General features: G+C 70.5%; 20 protein-coding genes, 4 tRNA genes and 2 pseudogenes. 13 read left to right on the top strand and 13 right to left on the bottom strand.

The genetic code is table 11. The features are described from left to right. Positions 1-476 precede the first annotated feature (476 nt). Positions 477-2,087, bottom strand: a complete 1,611-nt coding sequence (locus tag HD601_RS27095; RefSeq protein ID WP_184827221.1) for an acyl-CoA dehydrogenase family protein — start codon at positions 2,085-2,087, stop codon at positions 477-479. A 203-nt stretch (positions 2,088-2,290) separates the two neighbouring features. On the opposite strand from HD601_RS27095, the gene rsgA reads away from it, so the two are divergent. The 3 genes from rsgA to HD601_RS27080 all read left to right on the top strand — a co-directional run bounded on the left by rsgA (position 2,291) and on the right by HD601_RS27080 (position 4,567). Further along, entirely contained in the window at positions 2,291-3,343 is a 1,053-nt protein-coding gene (rsgA, locus tag HD601_RS27090) for a ribosome small subunit-dependent GTPase A (protein ID WP_221441344.1), read from the top strand. Positions 3,344-3,443: 100 nt separating this feature from the next. After that, a complete protein-coding gene (locus HD601_RS27085; protein WP_184827219.1) occupies positions 3,444-3,920 on the top strand; it encodes a pyridoxamine 5'-phosphate oxidase family protein in 477 nt (158 codons plus the stop codon). A 38-nt stretch (positions 3,921-3,958) separates the two neighbouring features. After that, a complete protein-coding gene (locus HD601_RS27080) occupies positions 3,959-4,567 on the top strand; it encodes a methyltransferase domain-containing protein (protein ID WP_184827217.1) in 609 nt (202 codons plus the stop codon). Here the strand turns inward: HD601_RS27080 and HD601_RS27075 are convergent. After that, positions 4,564-4,905: a winged helix-turn-helix transcriptional regulator gene (locus HD601_RS27075; protein ID WP_184830208.1), complete on the bottom strand. Its 342-nt coding sequence runs from the start codon at positions 4,903-4,905 to the stop codon at positions 4,564-4,566. The two genes, HD601_RS27080 and HD601_RS27075, sit on opposite strands and share 4 nt — an antisense overlap. Positions 4,906-4,999: 94 nt before the next feature. On the opposite strand from HD601_RS27075, the gene HD601_RS27070 reads away from it, so the two are divergent. Beyond that, on the top strand, positions 5,000-5,614 hold the full coding sequence (locus HD601_RS27070; protein ID WP_221441342.1) for a hypothetical protein: 615 nt from the start codon (positions 5,000-5,002) through the stop codon (positions 5,612-5,614). A gap of 44 nt (positions 5,615-5,658) precedes the next feature. Here the strand turns inward: HD601_RS27070 and HD601_RS27065 are convergent, their stop codons facing one another. From HD601_RS27065 to HD601_RS27050, 4 genes are all read right to left on the bottom strand, one after another. Further along, the gene (locus tag HD601_RS27065; protein WP_184827215.1) at positions 5,659-5,868 is read right to left on the bottom strand and encodes a hypothetical protein; all 210 of its coding nucleotides are present in this window, start codon (positions 5,866-5,868) and stop codon (positions 5,659-5,661) included. A gap of 181 nt (positions 5,869-6,049) precedes the next feature. Beyond that, a tRNA-Val gene (locus HD601_RS27060) sits at positions 6,050-6,124 on the bottom strand. A gap of 14 nt (positions 6,125-6,138) precedes the next feature. Further along, positions 6,139-6,209: transfer RNA gene (locus HD601_RS27055), tRNA-Cys, on the bottom strand. Between the two features lie 26 nt (positions 6,210-6,235). Then, positions 6,236-6,308, bottom strand: a tRNA-Gly gene (locus HD601_RS27050). A 130-nt stretch (positions 6,309-6,438) separates the two neighbouring features. Here HD601_RS27050 and HD601_RS27045 point away from each other — a divergent pair. Both HD601_RS27045 and HD601_RS27040 read left to right on the top strand, forming a co-directional pair. Further along, a complete protein-coding gene (locus HD601_RS27045; RefSeq protein ID WP_184827213.1) occupies positions 6,439-7,404 on the top strand; it encodes a chorismate-binding protein in 966 nt (321 codons plus the stop codon). Beyond that, positions 7,398-8,234, top strand: coding sequence for an aminotransferase class IV (locus tag HD601_RS27040; RefSeq protein WP_184827212.1), 837 nt, complete (start codon positions 7,398-7,400; stop codon positions 8,232-8,234). Before HD601_RS27045 ends, HD601_RS27040 begins: the two co-directional genes overlap by 7 nt. Before the next feature lie 44 nt (positions 8,235-8,278). On the opposite strand, the gene HD601_RS27035 is transcribed toward HD601_RS27040, so the two are convergent. Together HD601_RS27035 and HD601_RS27030 are read right to left on the bottom strand one after the other, a co-directional pair. After that, entirely contained in the window at positions 8,279-8,836 is a 558-nt protein-coding gene (locus HD601_RS27035; RefSeq protein ID WP_184827210.1) for a CGNR zinc finger domain-containing protein, read from the bottom strand. 95 nt (positions 8,837-8,931) lie between these two features. Next, the gene (locus HD601_RS27030) at positions 8,932-9,351 is read right to left on the bottom strand and encodes an SsgA family sporulation/cell division regulator (protein WP_184827208.1); all 420 of its coding nucleotides are present in this window, start codon (positions 9,349-9,351) and stop codon (positions 8,932-8,934) included. 98 nt (positions 9,352-9,449) lie between these two features. On the opposite strand from HD601_RS27030, the gene HD601_RS27025 reads away from it, so the two are divergent. Beyond that, a tRNA-Val gene (locus HD601_RS27025) sits at positions 9,450-9,521 on the top strand. A gap of 83 nt (positions 9,522-9,604) precedes the next feature. On the opposite strand, the gene HD601_RS27020 is transcribed toward HD601_RS27025, so the two are convergent. Then, entirely contained in the window at positions 9,605-11,119 is a 1,515-nt protein-coding gene (locus HD601_RS27020; protein ID WP_221441341.1) for a tyrosine-type recombinase/integrase, read from the bottom strand. A gap of 190 nt (positions 11,120-11,309) precedes the next feature. Between HD601_RS27020 and HD601_RS27015 the strand changes: the two are divergent. Beyond that, positions 11,310-12,422, top strand: a pseudogene (locus tag HD601_RS27015) (IS1380 family transposase); the annotation flags it as partial. Between the two features lie 9 nt (positions 12,423-12,431). Here HD601_RS27015 and HD601_RS27010 read toward each other — a convergent pair. From HD601_RS27010 to HD601_RS27000, 3 genes and pseudogenes are all read right to left on the bottom strand, one after another. Next, the gene (locus tag HD601_RS27010) at positions 12,432-13,379 is read right to left on the bottom strand and encodes an integrase core domain-containing protein (protein WP_184827206.1); all 948 of its coding nucleotides are present in this window, start codon (positions 13,377-13,379) and stop codon (positions 12,432-12,434) included. Beyond that, complete coding sequence (locus HD601_RS27005; RefSeq protein WP_184827204.1) at positions 13,376-13,693, bottom strand: helix-turn-helix domain-containing protein; 318 nt, start codon at positions 13,691-13,693, stop codon at positions 13,376-13,378. Before HD601_RS27005 ends, HD601_RS27010 begins: the two co-directional genes overlap by 4 nt. A 69-nt stretch (positions 13,694-13,762) precedes the next feature. Beyond that, positions 13,763-14,095, bottom strand: a pseudogene (locus tag HD601_RS27000) (IS5 family transposase); the annotation flags it as partial. A gap of 82 nt (positions 14,096-14,177) precedes the next feature. Between HD601_RS27000 and mobF the strand changes: the two are divergent. The 4 genes from mobF (at position 14,178) to HD601_RS26980 (ending at position 21,166) form a co-directional block, all read left to right on the top strand. Further along, positions 14,178-17,420 (top strand): MobF family relaxase, encoded by a 3,243-nt coding sequence (mobF, locus tag HD601_RS26995; RefSeq protein WP_184827200.1) that lies wholly within the window; start codon positions 14,178-14,180, stop codon positions 17,418-17,420. 461 nt (positions 17,421-17,881) lie between these two features. Continuing rightward, entirely contained in the window at positions 17,882-18,874 is a 993-nt protein-coding gene (locus HD601_RS26990) for a hypothetical protein (protein WP_184827198.1), read from the top strand. A gap of 150 nt (positions 18,875-19,024) precedes the next feature. Then, complete coding sequence (locus HD601_RS26985) at positions 19,025-20,044, top strand: substrate-binding domain-containing protein (protein WP_184827197.1); 1,020 nt, start codon at positions 19,025-19,027, stop codon at positions 20,042-20,044. A gap of 84 nt (positions 20,045-20,128) precedes the next feature. Further along, on the top strand, positions 20,129-21,166 hold the full coding sequence (locus tag HD601_RS26980; protein ID WP_184827195.1) for a type IV toxin-antitoxin system AbiEi family antitoxin domain-containing protein: 1,038 nt from the start codon (positions 20,129-20,131) through the stop codon (positions 21,164-21,166). Between the two features lie 29 nt (positions 21,167-21,195). On the opposite strand, the gene HD601_RS26975 is transcribed toward HD601_RS26980, so the two are convergent. Continuing rightward, positions 21,196-22,788 carry an amidase family protein gene (locus HD601_RS26975; RefSeq protein WP_221441339.1) on the bottom strand — a complete coding sequence of 531 codons (1,593 nt, stop codon included), beginning with the start codon at positions 22,786-22,788 and terminating at the stop codon, positions 21,196-21,198. A gap of 152 nt (positions 22,789-22,940) precedes the next feature. Here HD601_RS26975 and HD601_RS26970 point away from each other — a divergent pair, with 152 nt between their 5' ends. Next, entirely contained in the window at positions 22,941-23,873 is a 933-nt protein-coding gene (locus HD601_RS26970) for an aldo/keto reductase (protein WP_184827191.1), read from the top strand. Positions 23,874-23,883 lie beyond the last annotated feature (10 nt).

Below are 23,883 nucleotides of genomic sequence, written 5' to 3'. Positions count from 1 at the left end.
CGTTTCTTGGGCCGCCCACCACGCTTACCCGAGCCTCAACACGCCTGCAATCGTGTTGGGGCTCGGGTAATCGTCGTGATGTACGCGATCGTTGATGATCATCGCTGTCCACAGGCCACTAGAGCGGGACGAAACGGGCACGGAAGGGCGAGGTGTGCCCAGGGTCTCCCCGTCCCCCTGATAGCTGCCAGGTTCTTGGCCGCGGGACCGCGGGTCAAGTCCGCCCTCCGCGCGAAGCGCCCGATCGTCGGACTCGAGGCGCGGTCACGCGGCTAAGAGACTGGGCAGCAGGGGGACGGGGAACCAACCCACCACCCCGGCAGAACCTCGAACCCGGCCAACCGATCATTCCGACGCGTGACCGGTCGCGGGCTCGACCGGGCGGTCACTCGCCTGATGCTGGCAATCGCACCAGGAGCGGCCCTTCGAGAGGGCCGGGCACTCCTGATGCCGCTGGTCACTGCACGCTGGACAGATCACGGCACCTCCGGGGTGGCGCGGCGGACGATCGCCTCGGTGTCGAGCCCGGCCGGCAGCGCGCCATAGACCCCGTGCCTCGCGTCCAGCCGGCTCGTGCAGAACGCGTCGGCGACGGCGGGCGGCGCGTACCGGACCAGCAGGCTCGCCTGCAGCAGCACCGCCATGCGCCCGGCCAGCACCCGCGCCTGCCCCGGCTCGGCCGCCTCGATGTCGAAGGCAGACAGCGCGTCGTCGAGGCGGCGGTCCTGGCCCTTGGCCGCCTCGACCTCGGCGCGCCACGCGAGGGCGACCTCGGGCGAGCGTTCCAGCACGCGCAGCAGGTCGAGCGCCTGGATGTTCCCGGCACCCTCCCAGATCGAGTTCAGCGGCGCCTCGCGGTACAGCCGCGGCATCCCGCTCTCCTCGACGTAGCCGTTGCCGCCCAGGCACTCGAGCGCCTCGGCGACGGCGGCCGGGGTGCGTTTGCAGACCCAGTACTTCGCCAGCGGCAGCCCGATGCGCCGCAGCGCCTGCTCCTGAGGATCGTCCGCGTGGTCGACCGACGCCGCGAGCCGCATGGCCAGCGCCGTCGCCGCCTCGGACTCCAGCGCGAGGTCGGCCAGCACCGCGCGCATGAGCTCGGAGTCGGCCAGCCGGGCGCCGAACGCGGACCGGTGCGCGGCGTGCCAGGTCGCCTCGGCGACGGCCCGGCGCAGCAGTGAGGCCGACCCGAGCACGCAGTCGAGCCGGGTGGCGGCGACCATCTCGATGATCGTCGCGACGCCGCGGCCCTCGGCGCCCAGCCGCTGCGCCAACGCGCCGTCGAACTCGACCTCCGCAGAGGCGTTGGCGCGGTTGCCCAGCTTGTCCTTCAGCCGCTGCAGTCGCAGGCCGTTGCGGGCACCGTCGTCGAGGATGCGGGGGAGGACGAAGCAGGTCAGCCCGCCCGGCGCCTGGGCGAGCACCAGGAACACGTCGTTCATGGGCGCGGAGCAGAACCACTTGTGCCCCGTCAGCCGATACCAGCCGTCGACGGGGTCGGCTCGCGTCGTGTTGGCGCGCACGTCGGAGCCGCCCTGCTTCTCCGTCATCGCCATGCCGGCGAGGCAGCCCTCCTTCTCGGCAGGCGGGCGCAGGACGGGGTCGTAGAACGCACTGAGCCGCCCCTCCCAGACCTCGCTGATGGCGGGGTCGGTGCGCAGGGCGGGAACGGCGGCGTAGGTCATGGAGACGGGACACAGGTGGGCGGCCTCGACCTGGCTCCACACCAGGAACTTCGCGGCCCGGGTCGCATGCGCGCGCCCCGGAAGGTCGACCCAGGGTCCGGCGTGCAGGCGATGATCGACGGCGGTCGCCATGAGCCGGTGCCACGACGGGTGGAAGTCGACCTCGTCGACGCGATGGCCGTAGCGGTCGTGGGTGCGCAGCGCCGGGTGGTGGGTGTCGGCCTCGCGCGCCCACCGCTGCGCCTCGGCCGAGCCCGCCAACCGGCCCAGCGACTCCAGCTCGACGCGGTCGGAGGCGTTCCCGTAGCGCGAGAACGCCTCGACGAGCGCGGCGTCGGCGCCGAACACGTCGTAGCCCGACAGCGGCGGTGGCTGGTTGGTGACCTCGTGTGTCGCTCCCACGCCCCCACCGTAGACCGGCCCGCCGGTTATTCGCTGGCCCGAATCGGCCACCTGTGGATAACCTCGGCAGCAGCGTTGGCCGGTGGACAACCGAGGAGGTGAGCGGCCATGACCGTGTTCGGATCCGTTCTCTCCCGTACCCTCAGGCCAGCACGCCGCGGCTGACACCGTCGCGCGTGAGGCCGCACAGAAGAAGGTCTCACATGTCTGCTTCCCAGCAACGCCTGCTCGACCTCGGCTGGACGCCGGAGATAGGCCGGGCCTTCCACCCGTACCGGGGCGCCCACCGGCTCGCCCGGGTGTGCCGCGTCGACCGCGGCTCGGCCGACCTGGCCGGCGGCATGGGGGCCGTCCGGGCCTCGTTCGGCGGCGAGGTGCTGCGCGCCGTCGCCGACGACCGCATGGCGCTGCCCGCCGTCGGCGACTGGACCGCCGTCCGCGACTGGCCGGACGACCGGGTCACGCTCGAGGCGCTGCTGCCGCGGCGGACGGCGATCGTGCGCGACAGCGCCGACCGGACCTCGGAGGGGCAGGTCGTCGCGGCGAACGTCGACGTGGTGGTCATCGTCGAGCACCTCGATCCCGACCCCGACCTCGGGCGCATCGAGCGGCTGCTGGTCCTGGCGTGGGGGAGCGGCGCGCAGCCGGTGATCGTCCTGACGAAGTCCGACCTCGTCCCCGACCCGCTCGGCATGCGCGACGAGGTCGCCGAGGTCGCGCCCGGAGTCGAGATCATGCTGGTCAGCTCGGTGCGCGGCAACGGCGTCGACGAGCTGGGCGCCCTCGTGCGCAACGGCCGGACGCTGGCGCTCGTGGGACCGTCGGGTGCGGGCAAGTCGACGCTCACCAACCTGATCGCGGGGGTCGACGTCATGCCGACGGGGTCCGTGCGGGCCCGCGACGGCCGCGGCCGGCACACGACGACGCATCGCGAGCTCGTCGTCCTGCCCGGGCGCGGGGTGCTCATCGACACGCCGGGGCTGCGCGCGGTCGGGCTGGTGGCTGACGACGCCGCCGTCGCGGGCGCGTTCGCGGACGTCGAGACGTTGGCGCGACGATGCCGGTTCCGCGACTGCGGCCACGTCGCCGAGCCCGGCTGCGCCGTGCTGCTCGCCGTCGCCGACGGAGAGCTCGACGAGGACCGGCTCGCGCGGTGGCGCAAACTGCGGCGCGAGGCGGCGCGGGGCGAGGCCCGGCGCGCGGGTGACCGGCGCGCCGTCGTCGCCGAGCTGGAGGCCCGGCGGCACCGCCGCTGACGCCGTCGCTCGCCGTGCCGTGGGCGGAGACGGTTGCCGCGGGCTGACGCCGTCGGGAAGGATGACCGGGCGGGCATGCACGCACTGTTGCGAGGACGCCATGACGCTCGAGGACACCGCTCGCCAGGTCATCGACACCACGCGGTACATGAGCCTGGGCACCGTCGACCCCGACGGCCGGGCGCGGGTGTCGCCGGTCTACTACGCGCCCGACGGCTACGACACCTTCTACTGGATGTCGGTGCCCGAGGCGCACCACTCGCTGAACATCGGACGCCAGCCGAACGTGAGCATGGCGATCTACGACTCCACCCAGCCGGTCGGGAGCGACGTCCGCGCCGTCTATCTGCTCGCAGTGGCCGAGCGGGTCCCCGACGACGAGCTCGCGGCGGCGGCTCCGATCGCGTGCCGGTCGCGGTTCCCGGAGCGGCCGGAGCCGTTCCCCGTCGAGTGGCTCTACCCGCCGGAGCGCTTGCGGCTCTGGCGGGCGCGCGTGACGGAGCACTCGGTGCACATCCGGGGGCGGGACCCGGAGTACGGGACCGGCGCCGACAGCCGGCGGGTGGTGACCCTGTGAGTGGCGGGGGGTGTTGCGACCCGCGGGGTTGCGACCGGATGTTCTCGCCGGGTTTCGCGCGGCACGCGGCGCGGAGGTACCGGTCACGCGGCCTGGACAAGACGGCGGCGCGGATGGTCGCCTTCCTGGAGTCGCGGGGGATCGAGGGCGCGACGGTGCTCGAGGTCGGCGGCGGGGTGGGCGAGATCCAGCTCGAGCTGCTCAAGCGCGGCGCGGCGTCGACGACGGGGCTGGAGCTGTCGCCGTCGTACGAAGCGGAGGCCATGCGGCTGGCGGCCGAGGCGGGTCTGACCGGCCGGATGACGCGGCGGCTGCACGACATCGCGGCCGACCCCGCGGGGGTGGCCGCCGCTGACGTCGTCGTCCTGCACCGGGTGGTCTGCTGCTACCCCGACTACGAGCGCCTGCTCGCCGCCGTCGCCGACCACGCCGGGCGGCTGGTCGTGTTCAGCCACCCGCCGCGGCATGTCGGCGGGCGGGTGTTCGTCGGGCTGACGAACCTGATGATGCGGCTGCGGGGTCGCGAGTACCGCGCGTTCGTCCACCCGCCCGAGGCGATGCTGGCGGTGCTGCGGTCACGCGGGCTGCGGCAGACGTTCGCGGGCGGCGGTCTGACGTGGCGGATCGCCGGGCTGGAACGCTCTTAGGCGATCGCGGCGGCGCAGCTCATGGCCTCGCCGGGAACGGTCTCGGCGTGGGTGTGTTCGAGGTGCGCCTCGCCCCAGGCCCGGACGTGCTCGACGACGGGGAGCACCGTCCGTCCGTACGGGGTCAGCCGATAGATGACCGGAGCCGGGACTGGCCCCGTCTCGACCCGCTCGACGAGCCCGTCGGCCTCGAGCTCGCGCAGCTGCTCGGCCAGCACCTTCGGAGTGATCGGCGCACCCCGGCGCCGCAGACCGGCGAAATGGCACTCGCCGTGGGCGAGCCAGTACAGCAGCGTCAGCTTCCACTTCCCGCCGATCGCGGCGAAGGCCGCGGCCATGGGGCAGCCGGGGATCGGGTTGGGGCGCGACGGCGAGGGGTTACCTGAAAGTGCGTTCTTGATCACGGGCCTGCTCCGCTCCGATATTCGGGTCATGAACCCTCACACGAAGGTCACCATGCCACAGAAGCGGATCCTGGTCGCGTGCCTGTCGCTCCTCGCGCTGACCGCCGGCGCGGCGCCGGGAGAGGCGGCGCCGTCACCGGACCCGTCCCAGGCCGAGGCCGCCGTCGCGGACGGGCAACGCAGCTTCGACTGGGAGATCGGCACCTGGCGCTCGAGCGTGCGGGTGCTCGCCGAACCGCTGTCGGAGTCCGCGGACCAGTGGCTCACCTTCGAGGGCACCAGCGTCGTCCGCCCGCTGATGGACCGCCGCGCGAACGTCGTCGAGTTCGACGTCGAGGGTGTCCGGGGGACGACCGGGCGCATCGAGGCGCTCAACCTGCGGCTCTACGAGCCCCAGGCCGACCGCTGGAGCCTGACCTTCGTCAACATGCGCGACGGTCTGCTCACGCCGGCCGTGTACGGCGGCTTCCGCGACGGCGTGGGCGAGTTCTACGGCTCCGACCAGCTCGACGGTCGCCCGATCGAGGTGCGCTTCCGCATCATCCGGCAGGGACCGGACAAGGCGCGCTTCGAGCAGGCATTCTCCGACGACGGCGGCGAGACCTGGGAGACGAACTGGATCGTCGTCGACAAGCGGATCTGACGGGCGGCGTTGCCCGTCCGGCCTCGGCACCACTTCGATGATCATCAAGGATCGACGGCGTCAGGACACCAGCGATCCTTGATGATCATGGAACTTGATGACTCAGGCGCCTCCGGCTGAAGGACCCAGTCTCGCGCACCGGGGTTGACGTCCGGGCTGTAGCAGGCGGGGTCGGTGGTCGACGGGTCGCTGTGCAGTTCGTACGACCGGCGGTTCGCCGTCTTCAGCCACGCGTGGTCGTCGGCGGTGAGCATGCCGTGTGTCGCCAGACCGTTGGCGAGGGCGAAGACGCCGGGAAACGTCCCCCTCCGGTTCGGAACTGCGCTCTGGAACCGGTGAACCCTCGGCATGGTGCGGCAGCATAGCCCGCCGTGGTCGCACGACCCGGGAATGCGAAAGGCCCTGCCGCAAGCAGGCGGCAGGGCCGATCATGACTGGTGGGCGATACTGGGATTGAACCAGTGACCTCTTCCGTGTCAGGGAAGCGCTCTCCCGCTGAGCTAATCGCCCGAGTCTTCGTACCGAGGTGGAGACGGGATTTGAACCCGTGTAGACGGCTTTGCAGGCCGTTGCCTCGCCTCTCGGCCACTCCACCGTGATGAGGGCTAAAGCCCCGCTCCGAGCGGACGACGGGACTCGAACCCGCGACCCTCACCTTGGCAAGGTGATGCGCTACCAACTGCGCTACGTCCGCACTGCATCGCGCCGGTTTCCCGGAACCGCGGTGCGGGTGAAACATTAACCCATCCGAGCCGCCCTCGCCAAACGCGATAGCGTCGCGTGTTGTGGACGTGCCGCCGAGACCCCTGGCGCATCTTGGGGGCATGCTGGCCGCGGGCCTGGCCGAGACCTCGTCCGACCTGCGGGTCCTCGACGGGTCGGGGCGGTGGGCAGTGGTCGTCACGTTCGAGGGCGAGGTCGTCTGCGCCCGCTTCGACCAGTGGACCGCAGCCCCGTTACCGCGGGCTGAACACCCGTGGAACGGTCCCCGAGCAACCGACTGGACGTCGTCGCTGGATCGCGACGGCTACATCGCCGCCGTCCGTGACGTGCGCGAACGCATCGCCGCCGGGACGGTGTACCAGGTCAACGTCTGCCGGGTCCTCGAAGCCCCGCTCCCGGACGACGCCGATGATCTTCTGCCCCTGGCGAACATCCTCGGTGAGCGCCACGACGCGCCGTTCGCGGGCCTCGTCGCGCTCCCGGACCTGCAGGTCGTCTCCGCCTCGCCCGAGCTGTTCCTGCGCCGCGACGGCGACAGGGTCACGTCGTCGCCGATCAAGGGGACGGGGCGGACGGCGGCCGACCTGACGGCGAAGGACGGCGCCGAGAACGTGATGATCGTCGATCTCGTCCGCAACGACCTCTCGCGGGTCTGCGTCACCGGCAGCATCGCCGTCGACGAACTGCTGAGCGTCGAGAAGCATCCCGGCCTCGTCCACCTGGTGTCGACGGTGAGCGGCCGGCTCCGGCCCGGCACGGGCTGGAGGGACCTGTTCGAGGCGACGTTCCCGCCCGGCTCGGTCTCCGGCGCGCCGAAGTCGACCGCCCTGCGCGCCATCGAGGAGCTCGAGCCGGTCCCGCGCGGGCCGTACTGCGGCGCCGTCGGCTGGGTCGACGCCGACACGGGCGAGGGCGAGCTGGCCGTCGGCATCCGCACGTTCTGGGCGCGCGACGGCGTGCTGCGGTTCGGGACCGGCGCGGGCATCACCTGGGGCTCGGACCCGGAACGCGAGTGGGCCGAGACGGAGCTAAAGGCGGAGCGCCTCGTAGGCTTGGCCTCGTGCTGACATGGGTGAACGGTGAGCTGCTCGACGAGTCCCAGGCGACCGTCAGCGTCTTCGACCACGGCCTCACGGTGGGCGACGGCGTCTTCGAGACCGTCAAGGTCGTCGACGGCGTGTCCTTCGCGCTGGGCCGGCACCTCGCCAGGCTGGGCCGCTCGGCCGCCGGGCTGGGGCTGCCCGTGCCCGACGGCGTCGAGCTCGCCAAGGCGTGCGAGCAGGTCGCGGGCCAGGGGACCGGCCCCGGCATCCACCGGCTGCGCATCACCTACACCGGCGGCATCGCGCCCATGGGCTCCGGGCGCGGCGACTCCGGGCCCACGCTGATCATCGCGATCGCGCCGGCCGCCCCGCAGCCCCCGACGACGACGGTGTCCGTGGCGCCCTGGCCGCGCAACGAGCGCGGCGCCCTGGCGGGCCTGAAGACCACCTCGTATGCGGAGAACGTCGTCGCGCTGGCCCGGGCGGCCGAGCTGGGCGCCACCGAGGCGCTGTGCGCCGACACGCGCGGGCGGCTCTGCGAGGGCACCGGCAGCAACGTGTTCGTCGTGGTCGGCGGCAAGCTGATCACCCCGACGACGGCGACCGGCTGCCTCGCCGGGGTCACCCGCGGCCTCGTCGTCGAGTGGTGCGGCGCCGCCCAGGCCGACGTCGACCTCAGCGTCCTCGAGACCGCCGAAGAGATCTTCCTCACCTCCACGACCCGCGACGTGCAGGCGGTCACGGCGGTCGTGTGGGACGACGGCAGACGGCGTGAGCTGGCGGCTCCTGGCCCGGTGACGGCGCGCGCGGCGGCGACGTTCGCCGAGCGCGCAGCGGCCGACCCCGAGCCCTGACCCCCCGCGGACGGTGAGCTGACGCCGTCGTCGATCAGGATGGATCAGACGGCGGCGGCGCGCTGCCGCTCACGATAGGCAGCGACGTGCAGACGGTTGCCGCAGGTGCGGCTGTCGCAGTAGCGCTTGGAGCGGTTGCGCGAGAGGTCGACCAGCACGCGCGAGCAGTCCGGCGCGGAGCAGACCTGCAGCCGCTCCTGCTCGCCCGCGACCACCACGAACGACAGCGCCATGCCCGCGTCGATGAGCAGGTGCTCGGCCGGCGCGGAACCGGGCGCGAAGTAGTGGATGTGCCAGTCGTAGCCGTCGTGGTTCGTCAGTCGCGGGCAGACCCGCGAGCCGGTGAGGAGGTCGTTCACCAGGTCGGCGGCCGTCGCGGTGTCGCTGGCCTCGAAGACCTCGCGCAGCCGCGGGCGCAGCGCCCGGACCGCCTGCAGGTCGGCCTCGGTGACCGTGGGCAGGTCGCTGATCTTGTAGAGATCGATGAACGCCCGCAGCGCGCCGACGTCGGGCAGGCCCTCGGCGCCGCCGGCGTTGGGATCGCTGTTCACCAGGTCGACGACAGCCTCGAGAGCGTGTTCGGTGTCGTGGCTGAAGGTCACGTGCCTGCCCTTACCTCGGATTCCGGGGTCTCAAGTGGAGATGACCGTAATCGACCGGTGCGCAGGGCACAACAGCGACGTGGAACGTGGTGGGGTCAGGTACGGTCCAGTAGGGAGTCGAGGACGGCGTCGATGCTGAGCAGCCGCCCCTCGATGCCCGTGGGCACCAGCGTCCACGTCTGGATCAGGAAGTCCTCGACGGCGCTCGACGGCGCCTCCAGGACGGCATCGCCCTCGGGTGAGCGCAACCGGATCCGGACCGTCGGCATGCCGTGCGAGTCGAGCGCCGGCCAGATGTTGATGTCGCCCTTGCCGCTGGGTTGGTCGAGCCCCGCACTCAGCAGATCGCGGGCGAACACCCACGGCACCGGCTCGCGCGCTGTGGTGTCGAACACCGCCGTGACCGCCAGCGGGTCGGCCGCGGAGTAGCGCAGCTCCGCCTGGATGTACCGCTCCGCGTCGCCCTCGTCGAGCAGGCGCAGAGCCAAGGGGTAGGAGATGGTCGACGCGGTCATGGCCAGTAGTGTCAGCCCATTCCGGACATCGCGCAACGCGAAACTCTGGCGGTGGTTTCTGCTGGGGCCGGGGGTGCGGTATGGTTCAGGTCGCGCCCGGGCGATTAGCTCAGCGGGAGAGCGCTTCGTTCACACCGAAGAGGTCACTGGTTCGATCCCAGTATCGCCCACCCAGGTCAGCCCCCATCTCGATCATCACAGCCAAGCCCTCGATCTTGTTCTGTGGGCCACCTGTGGGACGATCTTGAGATTCTCATCTCCGGCGTGGCCCGGGAAGCCTCGATAACGATCTCGTGACGTCGGCCACTGCCCCCGCACTGCGCCTGTCAACGTGCCCGGTCTGCCGGGGCGCCTTGGCCCGCAGGCTTGGTGTGCCGTCGGATGCATCAGGAGGCAGCATCACCGGTCTTGGGGCGGGCGGCTGCCTGCTACCACTCCGCTCGCTCAGCAATTGGTCAAGGGCCTGGACGGGGGAGCGCGGGTGCATCGCGAGGCGCTCGTCGAGTGCGGCGAACCACTGCTCGGTGAGGGTCTCGATCAGTTCCTGACGCATGGCGCTCGTGACGTGCGAGTATCGCCCTCCGATCCCACCGAGCTCGTGACCGAGCCGCTCGTGGGAGAGGATCTCCGGCGTCCGGAGCTCGATCATCAGCGTCTTGTGGCTGTGCCTCAGGCCGTGCGGGGTGAGCATGGGGGCGATCGGCGTCCAGCAGGCGGTCGCCCTTTCGGCGTTACCCCGGCCGCGGAGGACCCGGCCGGGCCACGGATCCGCCGCGATCGAGACCGGACGCTTCGGAAGCCGGCGCCCCCGCGATGGGAACCATCCGGTTGCCGCCGGGTCGAAGATCCAGTCGCTGAACGACGACCTTCGCGGATGGGCACTGCGCTGCGCGCGGAACACGTATCTCCGGCCGTGGCAGGCACACGGCTCCGGCTTGGTGTGCGCGAGGTGACTGCCGATGAGCTGCGCGAGCCACGGAGGCAGATCGAGGTCCCGATAGGAGTCGTCCTTGGGCGGTTGCTGATGGAAGACTCCGGCGTCGTCCTCCCATAACTGCCACTCCACGCGTATCTCCCGTGGCCGCACGAACGTCGATTCCAACCCGACCACCTCACCCCAGCGCAGCCCCATCCAGTACGTCGTGAGGACCATGACGAACTCGTCGTCGCGGCCTGTGAGAATGGCGGCTCGCTCGGCGATGAGGAGGGCGCCCAGCGCGTCAGTGATCGCCTTCTCGGGCCGCCGGTGCCTCGATCGTCCCGCCCGCCTGCCCCTTCCACGTTGCTTCAGTGCGGGGTTGGCGGCGATGAGCCCCTCATCGACGGCGTCGGACAGGATCGTGGACAGGGTCGTGCGCCACGTCCGAACTGATGACACGGAGTAGCCCGCTGCCCGCTCATCTCGCTCCCAGGCGTCGACGTCGGCACCGAAGATGTCGGCGAGGGGCGTGTTCTCGAAGGCCGGCAGGAGGTGCTCCTCGAGATGGTGCCGGTAGTTCTGCATCGTCGATCGGGCGAGGTCCTGCCGGGCATACCAGCGGTTGGCCCAGGTTCCGAACGCAAGCAGGCCGGCGGCCGGGTCGCGCCAGGTCCGTTCTCGGACCTTGACCTCCTCTGCGTTGGCAGCAGCCTTCGCGGCCCGCTTGGTGCCGTAACGGATCGTTTCGCCGCGGCTGTTCTTGACGGTGATCGACTTCCCGCTGACCTTGTAGCGAGCGAGGTAGTAGCCGTTCCGCTTTTCTGCATAACCCACAGAGGTGTCCTCCATCCGCCGTGCTCATGGCGCGGAAGGGAGGATGAACATGACGCCCACGAATGGGGGAGACGACGCCTTAGCCTCGATCCACCGATGGTTGAGTGTGGTGGTTGGGCGTGGGGGCGTGAGAATGCCCTTCTGAGCTGGGAAGATACGACTTGTCTAAGGTCCGTATCGCCAGTTCAAGAAGGGCATCTCGTAGATGCAACTTTGCCATAGACTCGCGGCGACGTCGGCGGTGTTCGATGATCGGAATCTGGTGTCGTCGTCCGGGCTGGTCCCGACGCTGGCGTTGGCTCGCTCCGCTGGCCTGCACGAGCTGGCCCAGCAACACTTGAGTGTGCCGACCGACAAGGGCGCGAACGCCGGGTTGAAGGTCTGTTCGCTGGTGGCCGGGATGGTCGCGGGTGCGGACAGCATCGATGACCTGGCGTTGCTGCGTCATGGCGGGATGGGCCGGGTGTTCAAGAACGCCTACGCGCCCTCGACGTTGGGGTCGTTCCTGCGGGCGTTCACCTTCGGCCACGTCCGCCAGCTCGACGCGGTCGCGTCGAGGTTCCTGACCCGGCTGGCGACCCGGGCCCCGTTGATCGCTCAGTCAGCCGGACCGGATGTGCCTGGGCGGGTGCTGGTGGACATCGACGACACCATCATCGAGGTCCACGGCTACGCCAAGCAGGGCTCGGGCTACGGCTACTCCGGCGTGCGCGGACTCAACGCGCTGCTCGCCACTCTCAGCACCGCGGAGTCCGCGCCGGTGGTCGTGGCCCAGCGGCTGCGGAAGGGGTCGTGTGGTTCGGCGCGGGGCGCGGCCCGGTTGGTCGCCGACGCGTTGAAGACCGTCAGCAACCTCACGTCCACCCAGCCAGCGGCCAAACCCTTGGTGCGGGCGGACTCCGCGTTCTACACCCACGCCACCATCGGTGCCGCGCTGCGCGCCGGTGCCGACGTCTCGGTCACTGTCCGGGCCAACCCCAAGGTCAAGGCCGCCATCGCCGCGATCGGTGACGATGCGTGGACCCCGATCGAGTACACCGACGCCGTCTTCGACGAACACACCCAGACCTGGATCTCACAAGCCGAGGTCGCCGAGATCGAGTTCACCGCGTTCACGAAGAAGCCCAAGTCCGAGCAGGTGCCCGGACGGCTCGTAGTCCGCCGCATCCCCGACCTCAACCCCACCCGGACCGATGGCCAGGCCACGTTGTTCGACACCTGGCGTTTCCACGCCTTCTTCACCACCACCAACCCCGACCAGGCCGACACGGTGACCGCGGACAAGACCCACCGCGCTCACGCGATCATCGAGCAGGTCTGTCCCGCGTCAAGCTGCCGGCAGGTTTTCGGGGCTGGGAAAGTTGGGGATCAGGGGGCTGGCGAGGCCGAGGTGGACCTCGATCGGCCGGTTCCAGGAGAGTGCTTCGTGCGGGCGCACGGTGTTGTAGTCGGCGCGGTAGGCGTCGGCGTGGGCAACCAGGTGCAGGACGTCGTCGATCTCTTCGAGGAACAGCCGTTCGTACTTCAGCGAGCCGAAGCCGCGTTCGCGTGACCCGTTCTGCCCGGGCGTGCGCACCCGGGTGCGCACGTGCCGCAGCTCGGGGTGGGCGGTGATGAACGCCTCGAACCGGAACGCCCGGAACGGGCCGCCGTTGTCGGTCGCGATCGTCACCGCGGGGATGACGTTTCCAGCCTCGTCACGGGCGCACGCCTCGATCAGCGGGCGAGCGAACATGGTCTCGTAGTCGGCCAGGGCGAGCTCGATCGCCGCGATCGCGTCGTGCTGGTTCGCCGTCGGCGACACATGCCACGGGTGCTCGTACTTCGACCAGTAGTCTCGGCAGCCGGCGATCCGCCAGGTGCCGCCGGTCGTGGTCTCGAACTCGCTGAAGTCGAGCTGCCAGACCTGGTTCGGCCCTGTGGGCTCGGTAGCGAACGCGGCCTTGCGGCGGGCGGCGAGCTGGCGGCGTTCACGCTGGTAGGCGGCCGGCAGGATCAGGCCCTCGTCGCGCAGCAGCCGCAGCACAGTCGCCTGAGAGACGCGGTGCCCGTCGTGGCGCACCATGGCCCAGACCTTGCGATGCCCCCACGCCGGGTGCGCCAACGCGTGCCGCCGGGCGGCCTCACGCACGTTCTCGCGAGCCGGACGCGGCCACGGGCCGCGGACCTGAGCCCCGGCTCGGGCGCGGGACTGCCAGCGCCGCCAGGTGCGCTCGGGCACGCCAATCACGGTGCAGAACCTCGTGGTCGGCATGCCCGCCTCGACGCGGATCACCTCGAGGTCCTCGAAGGGCCCACCCGGCCCTCCGCGGACTTCTTCCACACCCGGGCCTCCAGGTGCGCCTCGCCGAGCGCCTGGGTCAGGTCGGCGACCTCGGCCTCGAGCTGCTGCTCGCGGGTCGACGGACCCGACCTACCGGCGACCAGGCCGGTCTTGCCCGCCTCGAGGAACTGCCGCTTCCAGTTCCCGACCGACTGCTCGGACACCTTCGCCCGCCGCGCCGCCTCCGCGACGCTCACCTCACCGGCCAGGATCGACAACACGATCCGAACCTTCTCCTCGGCCGGCACGGCCGACGGTCTTGCCATGAACGATCAGACTCCTTCACAGGTCAAACCCGCAAACAGCGGGTCCTGCCACAAAGTCTGACGCGGGACAGTGGCGTGCTGGTGGGCCCGGTTGATGGTCGAGTCCACACTGACCATCCAGTCGATGTCCCCGACCGCGTCAGCCTCGGCCAACAGGCAGGCATGAATCTTGTCCCAGGTGCCGTCGACCGAGAACCGGTGGTGCCGCTTCCACACCGTCTGCCACGGCCCGAACACCGCCGGCAGGTCACGCCACGCGATCCCGGTACGGAACCGGTAGATCACCCCCTCGACCACCTGCCGGTGATCACGGAACGGCCGCGACTTCACCCCATCGCTCGAGGGCATCAACGCCGCGATCCGCTCCCACTGAGCATCACTGAGAACTCGCTCACGAGACATACCCGCAGCAAACCAGCCCGCCACGCCCGAACTAAGGAGACACGCCCTAGGGCGCTCGTACTACCAGTTCAAGCCACACGCGGTGCGCGTCGCTGCCCGAGTTGCGCGCCTGGGTCCGGAACTCTCCCTCGAGCAACGTGCAGAGAGCATCCGGCAGATCGAGACGGAAGAGGCCGCGCGCTCGCGGCCCCGGACCGTGGCCGGCTACGACTTCACCTTCTCGGTCCCGAAGTCGGTGTCCGTACTGTGGGGACTCGCCGACGTCGGCACGCAAGCGCTGATTCTGCAGGCGCACCATGGCGCGGTCGCGGATGTACTTGCCTTGCTCGAGCGCGACGTCGCGATGACCCGTACTGGAACCGGTGGCGTCGCACAGGTCGAGTCCCGTGGTGTCGCCGCGACGGCGTTCGACCACTACGACTCCCGGGCCTCGGATCCGCAGCTGCACACCCACGTCGTCATCGCGAACCGAGTGCAGGGACGCGACGGCCGCTGGCGCACCCTCGACGGGCGCCCGATGCATGCTGCGGTCGTCGCGTTGTCGGAGCACTACAACGCCGTCCTGGCCGATCACCTGACCCGAGTGCTCGGCATGGGGTGGGAGCGGCGCAGCCGGGGTGAGAAGCGAAATCCGTCCTGGGAGATCGTCGGTGTCGGAGACGATCTCATCCGCGAGTTCTCGGCTCGAGCGGCGGACATCGAGGTTCAGACGGATCGGCTGATCGCCGAGTACGTTCAGACGCATGGGCGACGCCCATCGCGACGGACGGTGTTGCAACTGCGCCAGCGGGCCACGCTCGAGACGCGGCCGGAGAAGGAGGTCCGTTCGCTGGCGGAGCTGACTGCCGAGTGGCGGCATCGCGCCGGACAAATCCTCGATGCGGATCCGGCGGTCTGGGCGCGCGAGCTCGTCGCCACGAGCGTCGATCGTGCGGTTCTGCGCGCCGACGACCTTCCGGTCGCCGTCGTCGACGAGCTGGCGCGTGCGGTCGTCGAACGGGTGGAGCAGAAGCGTTCGACCTGGCGGCGTTGGAATCTCTACGCCGAGGCATCCCGTCAGCTGATGCACCTGCGCTTCGCTGCGACGGCAGACCGCGAAACGGTCGTCGGCATGGTCGTCGACGCTGCCGAGGGTGCGTCGATGCGGCTGACACCGCCGGAACTGGTGGCGACGCCGGCGATGTTCCGGCGCGCTGACGGCTCGAGCGTGTTCCGGCCCAAGCACGGCGCCGTCTACTCCTCGGCCAGCGTGCTCGACGCCGAGGACCGGCTGCTGCAGCTTGCCGAGAATCGTGCGGCTCCGACGGTCGAGCTCGATGCCGTCGCCGACCACGACATGGTCCTGGCCGGCGACCAGGTGCTCACGATCGAGCAGATCGCCACTTCGGGCCGTGTGGTCGACGTCCTCGTCGGGCCAGCGGGTACGGGGAAGACGACGACGCTCGGCGGGTTGCGGCGCGCGTGGGAGGCGGAGCACGGATCCGGCAGCGTGGTCGGCCTTGCGCCGTCTGCGACGGCGGCCGATGTGCTCGCCGAGGACCTCGGCATCGCGACGGAGACAACGGCCAAGTGGCTCCATGAGTTCGAACGGGGCCGATGGCAGCTCCGACACGGTCAACTGGTCGTGCTCGACGAGGCATCGTTGGCCGGCACGTTCGCGCTCGACGCGATCGCCGGTCATGTTGTGGCAGCCGGCGCGAAGCTGGTGTTGGTAGGGGACTGGGCGCAGTTGGACGCCGTCGACACCAGCGGAGCGTTCGGGCTGCTCGTTCGATCCTGCGACGACGCACCGGAGCTCACGGACGTCCGCCGGTTCAGCGAGGGATGGGAGAAGAACGCATCGCTCCAGCTTCGTCTGGGCCGGCCCGACGTAATCCGCCGGTACGAGGCAAACGGACGTGTTGCCGGCGGTGAGTCCGACCTCATGCTCGACACGGCCTACCGTGCTTGGGCCCTCGACCTGGCGGCAGGCAAATCCACCATGCTGATCGCCGATGACGCCGAGACGGTCAGCTCGCTCAACGCGCGGGCTCGAAACGACCGCGTCCTCGCCGAGGAGGTTGCAGACGGCGGTGTTCGGCTCGCTGACGGCAACCGGGCGAGCAACGGCGACATCGTGATCACGCGGCGGAACGACCGTAGGCTCTCCGTCGGCACCGGCTGGGTGAAGAACGGCGATCGTTGGATCGTCACCACGAACCACCTGGACGGCGCACTGACAGTGCGTCGTGCCGACGGAAGGTGGCGCGGATCCGTCACGCTCCCTTCCTGGTATGTGGGTGAACACGTCGACCTCGGCTACGCCATCACCGCTCACCGAGCGCAGGGCGCGACCGTCGACACGTCCCACGTCATCGTCCGCTCACCGGCCATGTCGCGGGAGGCCTTCTACGTCGCCATGACCCGCGGCCGTCACCGCAATGTCGCCTACGTCGCCACGGATCGGGAACATCTCGAGGAGCATCAGCGCGCCGGCGACGACCCCACGGCCCGGTCAGTCCTGCAAGCCGTGCTCCGCAACAGCGCCAGCGCTCTGTCGGCCCATGAGACGATCCGGGCCGAGCACGAGGTGTGGACGAGCATCGCGCAGCTTGCGGCCGAGTACGAGACCATCGCCCAGCACGCCGAGTCGCAACACGTCGCGACACTCCTTGCCGGCGGCGGGCTCGACGATAGAAAGCTCGATCAGGTGGTTCGGGATGACGCATTCGGATCGTTGGTAGCAGAGTTGCGACGAGCCACCGCGAACGGCTTCGATCCGGCTGCGGTCGTGCGGAACGCCGTCCTCGCGGGCAGCCTGGAGCGGGTCGACGACCTCACGACGCTGCTCCGTTACCGCGTCCAGAGACTGACGGGCGGTGGCCGTGTGCGAACACCAACTCGAGGCGACCAGCGGCTCATCGCTGGGCTCGTCCCGAAGGCCTTCGGAGCAATGACCGATGAGATGGCTGCGGTTCTCCGCGAACTCGAAGGACTCATGGAGCGACGGGTTGACGGGAAGGTGAGTGGCGCAGTTGCCGACGGCGAGCCATGGCTCATCCGATGCGGGAGACCGCCGCAAGAACTGTCGGCACGCCGGGCTTGGGCCGACGCCGTGCGTGTGGTGGCGGCTTACCGCGACCTGCACGGTGTCGACGGTGACGAACCCCTTGGGCCGATGCCATCGACCGATCGTGAGCGGATCGATTTCAACCGCGCGGCCCGTGCACTCCGAGACGCTCGTGCTTGCGCTGGTCCACGCGACCAGGCAGTACCCGCACTGCAGCAGAGCACCGGCTCGATCCACTCAACTCGTGATCCAGCTGCGGCGCCACGTAGACTATGAACCGCTGCAGCCATGTTCATCGTTCGGCGTTCTGGAGCCGGCGACCCACTCCGCCTTCGGAGTCCTCTCAACTCCTCCTGCAGCGATCACCGGGAGCCGTTGAGAGGTGCCGCCGTGTTCGTACTGATCAGGAATCTAGGGACAGCCGTCGAGCGCGCCCTCCGGCCATCACCGTCCAGGAGAGTCCGAACCGAGCTGAGACGTCGCGCGAGCATCGGTCTGGCGATTTCGGCGCTGCTCGGCGTTGGCTGCCTGTTCGTCGCCTCGGTATGCCGAGTGTTCCTGGAGCGCGGCGGAGCCGGCTGGCTGCACGTCCTGGTGATCCTCTTGGCCTGGAACGGGCTCAGCCTCTGTTGGGAGGCAGTACTCGGCGCAGCGAAATTGGTGGGCACCCGCCTAAGACCGCAGTCACGCGCCGTGGCGAATGGGACAGGAGTGGGGCTCGATGCATGATGGGCGGTATGCCGCCGTCGAAGCCGCAGATCGAGGTCAGGGTTCAGGACGCTGTCACCAGGGTTCTCACTAGCGGGGCTGTCGAGGACGACCTGATCGAGTGCAAGTCTGTCTGGCCAGATCCGGTGAGGAAGGCACGCCAACTGGCCGCGATGGCCAATCGGGCAACTCCGGACCCGATCACGTGGATCATTGGCATCGACGAGAAGGCGCAGACCATAGCGGCGCCACCCGGCGTGGAGGTCAGCGACTGGATCGCGCAACTCGAGAAGCAGTTCGATGGCGGGGCGCCGGCGCTGCTCCACCATTTCAACGTGACGGTGGCGGACGGCGAGCAGGTCACAGTGCTCACCTTTGAGACCGACCGCGCACCGTACGTCGTGAAGTCGTCCGGAGGAACCGCGACACGCGAGGTGCCCTATCGTTCGGGCACCGGCACGCGCAGCGCGAGTCGGGCCGAGCTGCTGCGCATGCTCGCTCCCACTATCGACGTGCCGGCGGTGGTTATTCTCAGCGCCCGATTCTCACTGACCCTGAATGAACCAATGGGACGCGAGCCGAGCGTCGACTGTTCCGGACACGTTGGCGTTTTCGTCGAGCACCTCGCGGACCGAACGGCCATGATGCCGAACCACATCATGTCCGGGACGCTCCGCGGATTGGACCGATCCGCGACGCTGGAGCTCCGTGCTTGGAGCCCGGCATGGTGGGCGCCTGTCGCAGTACCGGCAGAGACTCGCCTTGGGGTCAGCGAGACCAAGGACGGGCTGCTCATCACGGCGCCCGGCAGCGGCGGCATCGGCTTCGAGCCCAAGAACAAGATCGACGCCGAGATATTCGGCGAGTGGATATTGGAGAAGACGCTGGACCTTCAGATGCAGCTCGGCGTCACGGGTGTGAGCAGGGCAATCCATCTACGAGCGGTAATGCGCCGACAAGCGATGGACTCCACGACCAACGGTGGGCAGAAGGAGACACGCGTGTCCTGGCTGATGCAGTAGACGACTCCGAACCAGCCGTGCGACGCCAGCACCAGGAAGGGAAGAGCTGACGGCGACCTGGTCCGGTCCGCGGGAAAATCGGTCGGCCGGGTGCGGGCGCGTTGCCTACACTCGGAGGGCGTCGTCGGGGGCGGACGAGAGGGGCAAGGCGTGGGCACGCGGCTGAAGGACGTGGCGGACCTCGCCGGGGTGTCGTTCAAGACCGTCTCGAACGTCATCAACAACCACCCGAACGTCACCGAGAAGACCCGCCAGAAGGTGCTCGACGCCGTCGCCGAGCTGCGCTACCGGCCGAACGTATCGGCACGCAGCCTGCGGCACGGGCGATCCGGGTTCCTGGCCATCGCGCTGCCCGAGCTCACGTCGCCGTACTTCGCCGCGCTGGCCTCACAGATCGGCGCCGTCGCCAAGCAGCAGAGCCTCATGGTCCTGATCGAAGAGACGTTCGGCGAGGCCGAGCGCGAGCGGCTGGCGCTGGACTCCTTGGACACCCGGCTCATCGACGGCGTCGTCTTCAGCCCCATGGCCATGACCGCCGAGGACGTCGCCGCGCACCCCGGGTCCACCCCCATGGTGCTGCTCGGCGAGCGCGGCCACCCCGCCGGCTTCGACCACATCGCCGTCGACAACGTCCGCGCCGCCTGTCAGGTGACGGAGCACCTCATCGGGCTGGGCCGGCGGCACATCGCCGCCGTGGGTGCGGAGTCGGGGTCCGGCACCGGCGGGCTGCGGGCGCGCGGCTACCGCGCGGCACTGCGGGCGGCCGGACTGCCGGTCGACCGCCGCCTCGTGGTGTCCGATGTCGACTTCGACCGCGAGAGCGGCGCCCGCGCCATGGTGGAGTTGCTCGACGGCGGCCGCCCGGTCGACGCCGTGTTCTGCTTCAACGACCTCATGGCGCTGGGCGCGCTGCGGGTCCTGCACGAGCGCGGCCTGCGCGTCCCCGACGACGTCGCCGTCGCCGGCTTCGACGACATCGAGGACGGCCGCTACTCGACACCGTCGCTCACCACAGTGGCGCCCGACCTGCCCTTCCTCGCCGAGGAAGCGGTCCGCCTGGTCGTCCGCCGCCTGGCGACGCCCGACGCCCCCGCCGAGCGCATCGACGTCCCGTTCGCCCTCACCATCCGCGAGTCGTCAGGAGGGACTTCTCCCCGCTATAGCGGGTGAAACTCCCTCCTCACAACCCAGAGTTATCCACAGATCGCCGTAGGGCCTGGCGCACCGGTTACCGTGCGACGCAGGCTGTCGGTCGTGTCCCATGTGCGTGTCGTACAGCTGGCCAAGATCCAGGACGGCCTGATCACCCGAGCCCAGGCGCTGGCGGCCGGGCTGACCTCGTCGGCCATCGAGCATGCGTCGCGGCCCGGTGGGCCGTGGCAGCGGGTGATCCGCGGCGTCTACGCGACGTTCACCGGTCCGCTCACACCGCTGCACCGATTGCGTGCGGCCTGCCTGCGTGTGGGCGACGGCGCGCTGGTCACGGGCGCGTGGGCGTGCTGGATGTCGGGGCTGCGCTACGGCCCACCCGTCGGCGATGTGGTCGACGTGCTGGTCGCGCGCGAGGTGGATCGGTCCGGCACCGGCTTCGTCCGGGTGCACCAGACGTCGCCGCTGCCGGCAGCGCAGTTCTGGGTCGATCGCGACGAGACGGCGGGGCGGGTGCCGGCGCCGACCGAGATCGCCCTCGACCGGCTGGCTCCCGCGGCCCGGCCCGGGACCATTCCGAAGGTGCCGGCCGCGCGCGCCGTCGTCGACGCCATCGTGCTCACGGAGCCGCGGCCGCCCGACTGGTCGCCGGAACACCGGCAGGCGGCGCTGCGGAACGTCCGGGCACTGATGTGCGAGGCGGTGCAGCGGCGGAAAGCCCGTCTGACCGAGCTGCGGACCGAGGCGCTGGCGGCGCGGCGACGGGGATCGGCGCTGGTCCGGGTGGCGCTGGCGGACATCGAGGCCGGGTGCCGTTCCGCGCCGGAGTGCGAGCTGCGTGATCTCGTGCAGATGAGCCGGATCCTGCCGGAGCCACTCTGGAACCGGCCGCTCCCGGGCATCCCTGGGATCGTGCCGGACGCATGCTGGGAGGAGCGGCGGCTGATCGTCGAGGTCGACTCGCGCTCGTTCCACGGATTCGGTGACGCGCCGGAGCGCACCGAGAACCGGCGGGCCAGGCTGGCCGCACGCGGTTGGGTCGTACTGCCGGTGTCACCGGCAACGCTGCGCACGAACCCGGCAGAAGTACTGGCGCAGATCGAGCATGCTTACATCGTCGGGAGGGAGTTCTCCTCGCTATAGCGGGGAGAACTCCCTCCCGACGACGGCGGTCAGCGCAGGGGCGGGGTGCTGGCCGGGGGCGTACGGTGGTGGGTGGCCTGCTCGTAGTCGTAGCCGAGGCCGAGGAGGGCCGGCTCGCTGAAGGGCAGGCCGAGCAGCTCTACGCCCACGGGCATGCCGTCAGGAGTGAAGCCGGCCGGGACCGTCAGCGCAGGGAAGCCGGTGTTGGCCGACAGCGAGCAGTTGCTGCCCGGCTGCGACAGCCCGATGACGGCGGCCTGCTGGCGGATCGTCGGGTAGACGATCGCGTCGAGGTCGTTCGCCTCCAGTAGCGTCCGCAGCAGCGTCTGCGCCTCGGCCCGCCGGGCCAGCCGCTGGTGGTAGGCGTCCTGCGGCCCGGTCGACACGCCCTGGCGGTTCCGCAGCGAGGACAGCACCGTCGGCGTGACCTTCCCGGACGTGATGATGTCGTCCATGGTGACGGCGTCGAACGGCGGCTCGAGCCGGGCCAGCGTCGCGGGGAACCGGGACCCGGGCGCGGCGAGGTACAGGTTGAGGTCGCGCTCGAACTCGTCGTTGATCACCCCGGAGGCCCCCACCGCGGACAGCAACGCGGCCTGCGTGGGCAGCTCCACCACCGAGGCGCCCTGGGCGGCCATGTCGGCGACGGCGGCACGGATCAGCGCCGTCGTGGGCTGCTCGGCGGCGGACGAACCGAGGTAGTCGGTCAGCACCCCGATCCGCGCGCCGGAGAGCGCGTCGTCGTCCAACGACGGCAGGTACGACGCCGGCACTCGCCCCACGGAAGCTGAAGTCGACGGGTCCGCCGGGTCGTAGCCCACCGTCGCGTCGAGGACCAGCGCGACGTCGGTGACGGACCTGGCGATCGGCCCGCCGACGTCCTGGGTGTACGACATCGGGGCGATGCCGTCGCGGCTGGACAGACCGTGCGTCGGCCGCAGCCCGACCAGGCTGTTGTGCGCGGCCGGGATGCGGATCGAGCCGCAGGTGTCCGAGCCCATGCCGACGGCGCCGAACCCGGCCGCGATGCCCGCGCCGGTGCCGCCGCTGGAGCCGCCCGGGTTGCGGGTCTGGTCGTACGGGTTGCGCGTCTGCCCGCCCAGCGAGCTGATGGTCGTGATGCCCGACGCGTACTCGTGCAGGTTGGTCTTGGCGACGATGATCGCGCCGGCCGCGCGCAGCCGGGCGACCTGCTCGGCGTCGTCGGCGGTGTGCCAGCGCTCCAGCGCCAGCGATCCGTTCGACGTCGGCAGGTCGAAGGTGTCGTAGTTGTCCTTGATGAGGATCGGGATGCCGTGCAGCGGGCCGCGCACCTGGCCGCGCCGCCGTTCGTTGTCGAGGCGAGCGGCCGCCGCGACGGCGCGCGGGTCCTCGGTGATGACGGCGTTCACGCCCGGCTGGTCCGCGTACGCCTCCTCGTAGGCGTCGATGCGCGCCTGGTAGGCCTTGACCAGCTGCACCGACGTCACCTCGCCGGTCGCCAGCAGCTCGCGCAGGGCGTTCGCGTCCAGGTCGACGACCCAGTCGGCGATCTCGGCGTCCGTCGCCCGTTGGCCCGGCGCGGCGCCGACCGGCACCACCGTCGTCGCCAGGAGGGCGGTGCCGGCCAGTAGCGCCGCCACCGTTCGTGCTCGTCGGTTCCGCCACCGTCGTGCCACGTCGTCTCCTCGTCTCGATGCGGCCCCCGCGCAGTGCAGACTCCGGCCCCGTTGTTCCGGGACCGTTTCGTCCGGATGACGGCTTTGGATATGTGATACTCGCCACTGTGACCGACATGAGCTACCGCCAGCTGGGCGCGTCCGGCCTCACCGTCTCCGTCGTCGGGCTGGGGTGCAACGCGTTCGGGCGCCGCATCGACGATGCCGCCGCCACCGCCGTCGTGCACGCCGCGCTCGACCACGGCGTCACGCTGTTCGACACCGCCGACACGTACGGGTTCGGCGAGAGCGAGCGGATGCTCGGCGCCGCGCTCGGCAGTCGCCGCGACGACGTGGTCATCGCGACCAAGTTCGGCAGCGACATGCAGGGCGCCAACGGGCCGGACTGGGGCGTCCGCGGGTCGCGGCGCTACATCCGGCGGGCGGTGGAGTCGAGCCTGCGCCGGCTCGGCACCGACTGGATCGACCTGTACCAGCTGCACTTCCCGGACCCGCGCACGCCGCTCGAGGAGACGCTGGCGGCGCTGGACGAGCTGGTGGGCGAGGGCCTGGTCCGCTACGTCGGCTCGTCGAACTTCGCAGCCTGGCAGGTGACGGAGGCCGCCTGGATCGCGCGGACCGAGGGCCTGTCGCCGTTCGTCAGCGCGCAGAACAAGTACTCCGTCTACGACCGGTCCGCCGAGGCCGAGCTGATCCCGGCCGCCGAGCACGCCGGCGTCGGCATCCTGCCCTACTCGCCGCTCGCGTGGGGCCTGCTCACCGGCAAGTACCGCCGCGGCCAGGCCGCGCCCGAGGGGTCCCGGCTCGCCGACCCCACCCAGGCCAAGCGGCTCGACGGCGCCGACTTCGACCGGCTCGAGGCGCTGGAGCGCTACGCCGCCGAGCGGGGCGTCGGCATCCTCGACGTCGCGATCGGCGGGCTGGCCGCTCAGCCCGCCGTCGGCTCCGTCATCTCCGGCGCGGTGACGGCGGAGCAGGTCGCGGCGAACGTCGCCGCCGGCTCGTGGGAGCCGACGGCGGACGACCTCGCGGCCCTCGACGCGATCTGATCGACGACGG

Origin of the sequence: Jiangella mangrovi (assembly GCF_014204975.1) — a bacterium.
Taxonomy (GTDB): domain Bacteria; phylum Actinomycetota; class Actinomycetes; order Jiangellales; family Jiangellaceae; genus Jiangella; species Jiangella mangrovi.
Note: the sequence above shows the minus strand (reverse complement) of the source record. Positions and strands in the feature narration are given on the sequence as shown.

Bases quoted from the DNA above. Each gene is read 5' to 3' on its own strand.
- rsgA (WP_221441344.1), top strand. From the start codon at position 2,291: ATGTCTGCTTCCCAGCAACGCCTGCTCGACCTCGGCTGGACGCCGGAG.
- HD601_RS27085 (WP_184827219.1), top strand. From the start codon at position 3,444: ATGACGCTCGAGGACACCGCTCGCCAGGTCATCGACACCACGCGGTAC.
- HD601_RS27080 (WP_184827217.1), top strand. From the start codon at position 3,959: ATGTTCTCGCCGGGTTTCGCGCGGCACGCGGCGCGGAGGTACCGGTCA.
- HD601_RS27075 (WP_184830208.1), bottom strand. From the start codon at position 4,905: ATGGCCGCGGCCTTCGCCGCGATCGGCGGGAAGTGGAAGCTGACGCTG.
- HD601_RS27070 (WP_221441342.1), top strand. From the start codon at position 5,000: ATGAACCCTCACACGAAGGTCACCATGCCACAGAAGCGGATCCTGGTC.
- HD601_RS27065 (WP_184827215.1), bottom strand. From the start codon at position 5,868: ATGCTCACCGCCGACGACCACGCGTGGCTGAAGACGGCGAACCGCCGG.
- HD601_RS27045 (WP_184827213.1), top strand. From the start codon at position 6,439: ATGCTGGCCGCGGGCCTGGCCGAGACCTCGTCCGACCTGCGGGTCCTC.
- HD601_RS27030 (WP_184827208.1), bottom strand. From the start codon at position 9,351: ATGACCGCGTCGACCATCTCCTACCCCTTGGCTCTGCGCCTGCTCGAC.
- HD601_RS27020 (WP_221441341.1), bottom strand. From the start codon at position 11,119: ATGGAGGACACCTCTGTGGGTTATGCAGAAAAGCGGAACGGCTACTAC.
- HD601_RS27005 (WP_184827204.1), bottom strand. From the start codon at position 13,693: ATGGCAAGACCGTCGGCCGTGCCGGCCGAGGAGAAGGTTCGGATCGTG.
- HD601_RS26990 (WP_184827198.1), top strand. From the start codon at position 17,882: ATGCCGCCGTCGAAGCCGCAGATCGAGGTCAGGGTTCAGGACGCTGTC.
- HD601_RS26970 (WP_184827191.1), top strand. From the start codon at position 22,941: ATGAGCTACCGCCAGCTGGGCGCGTCCGGCCTCACCGTCTCCGTCGTC.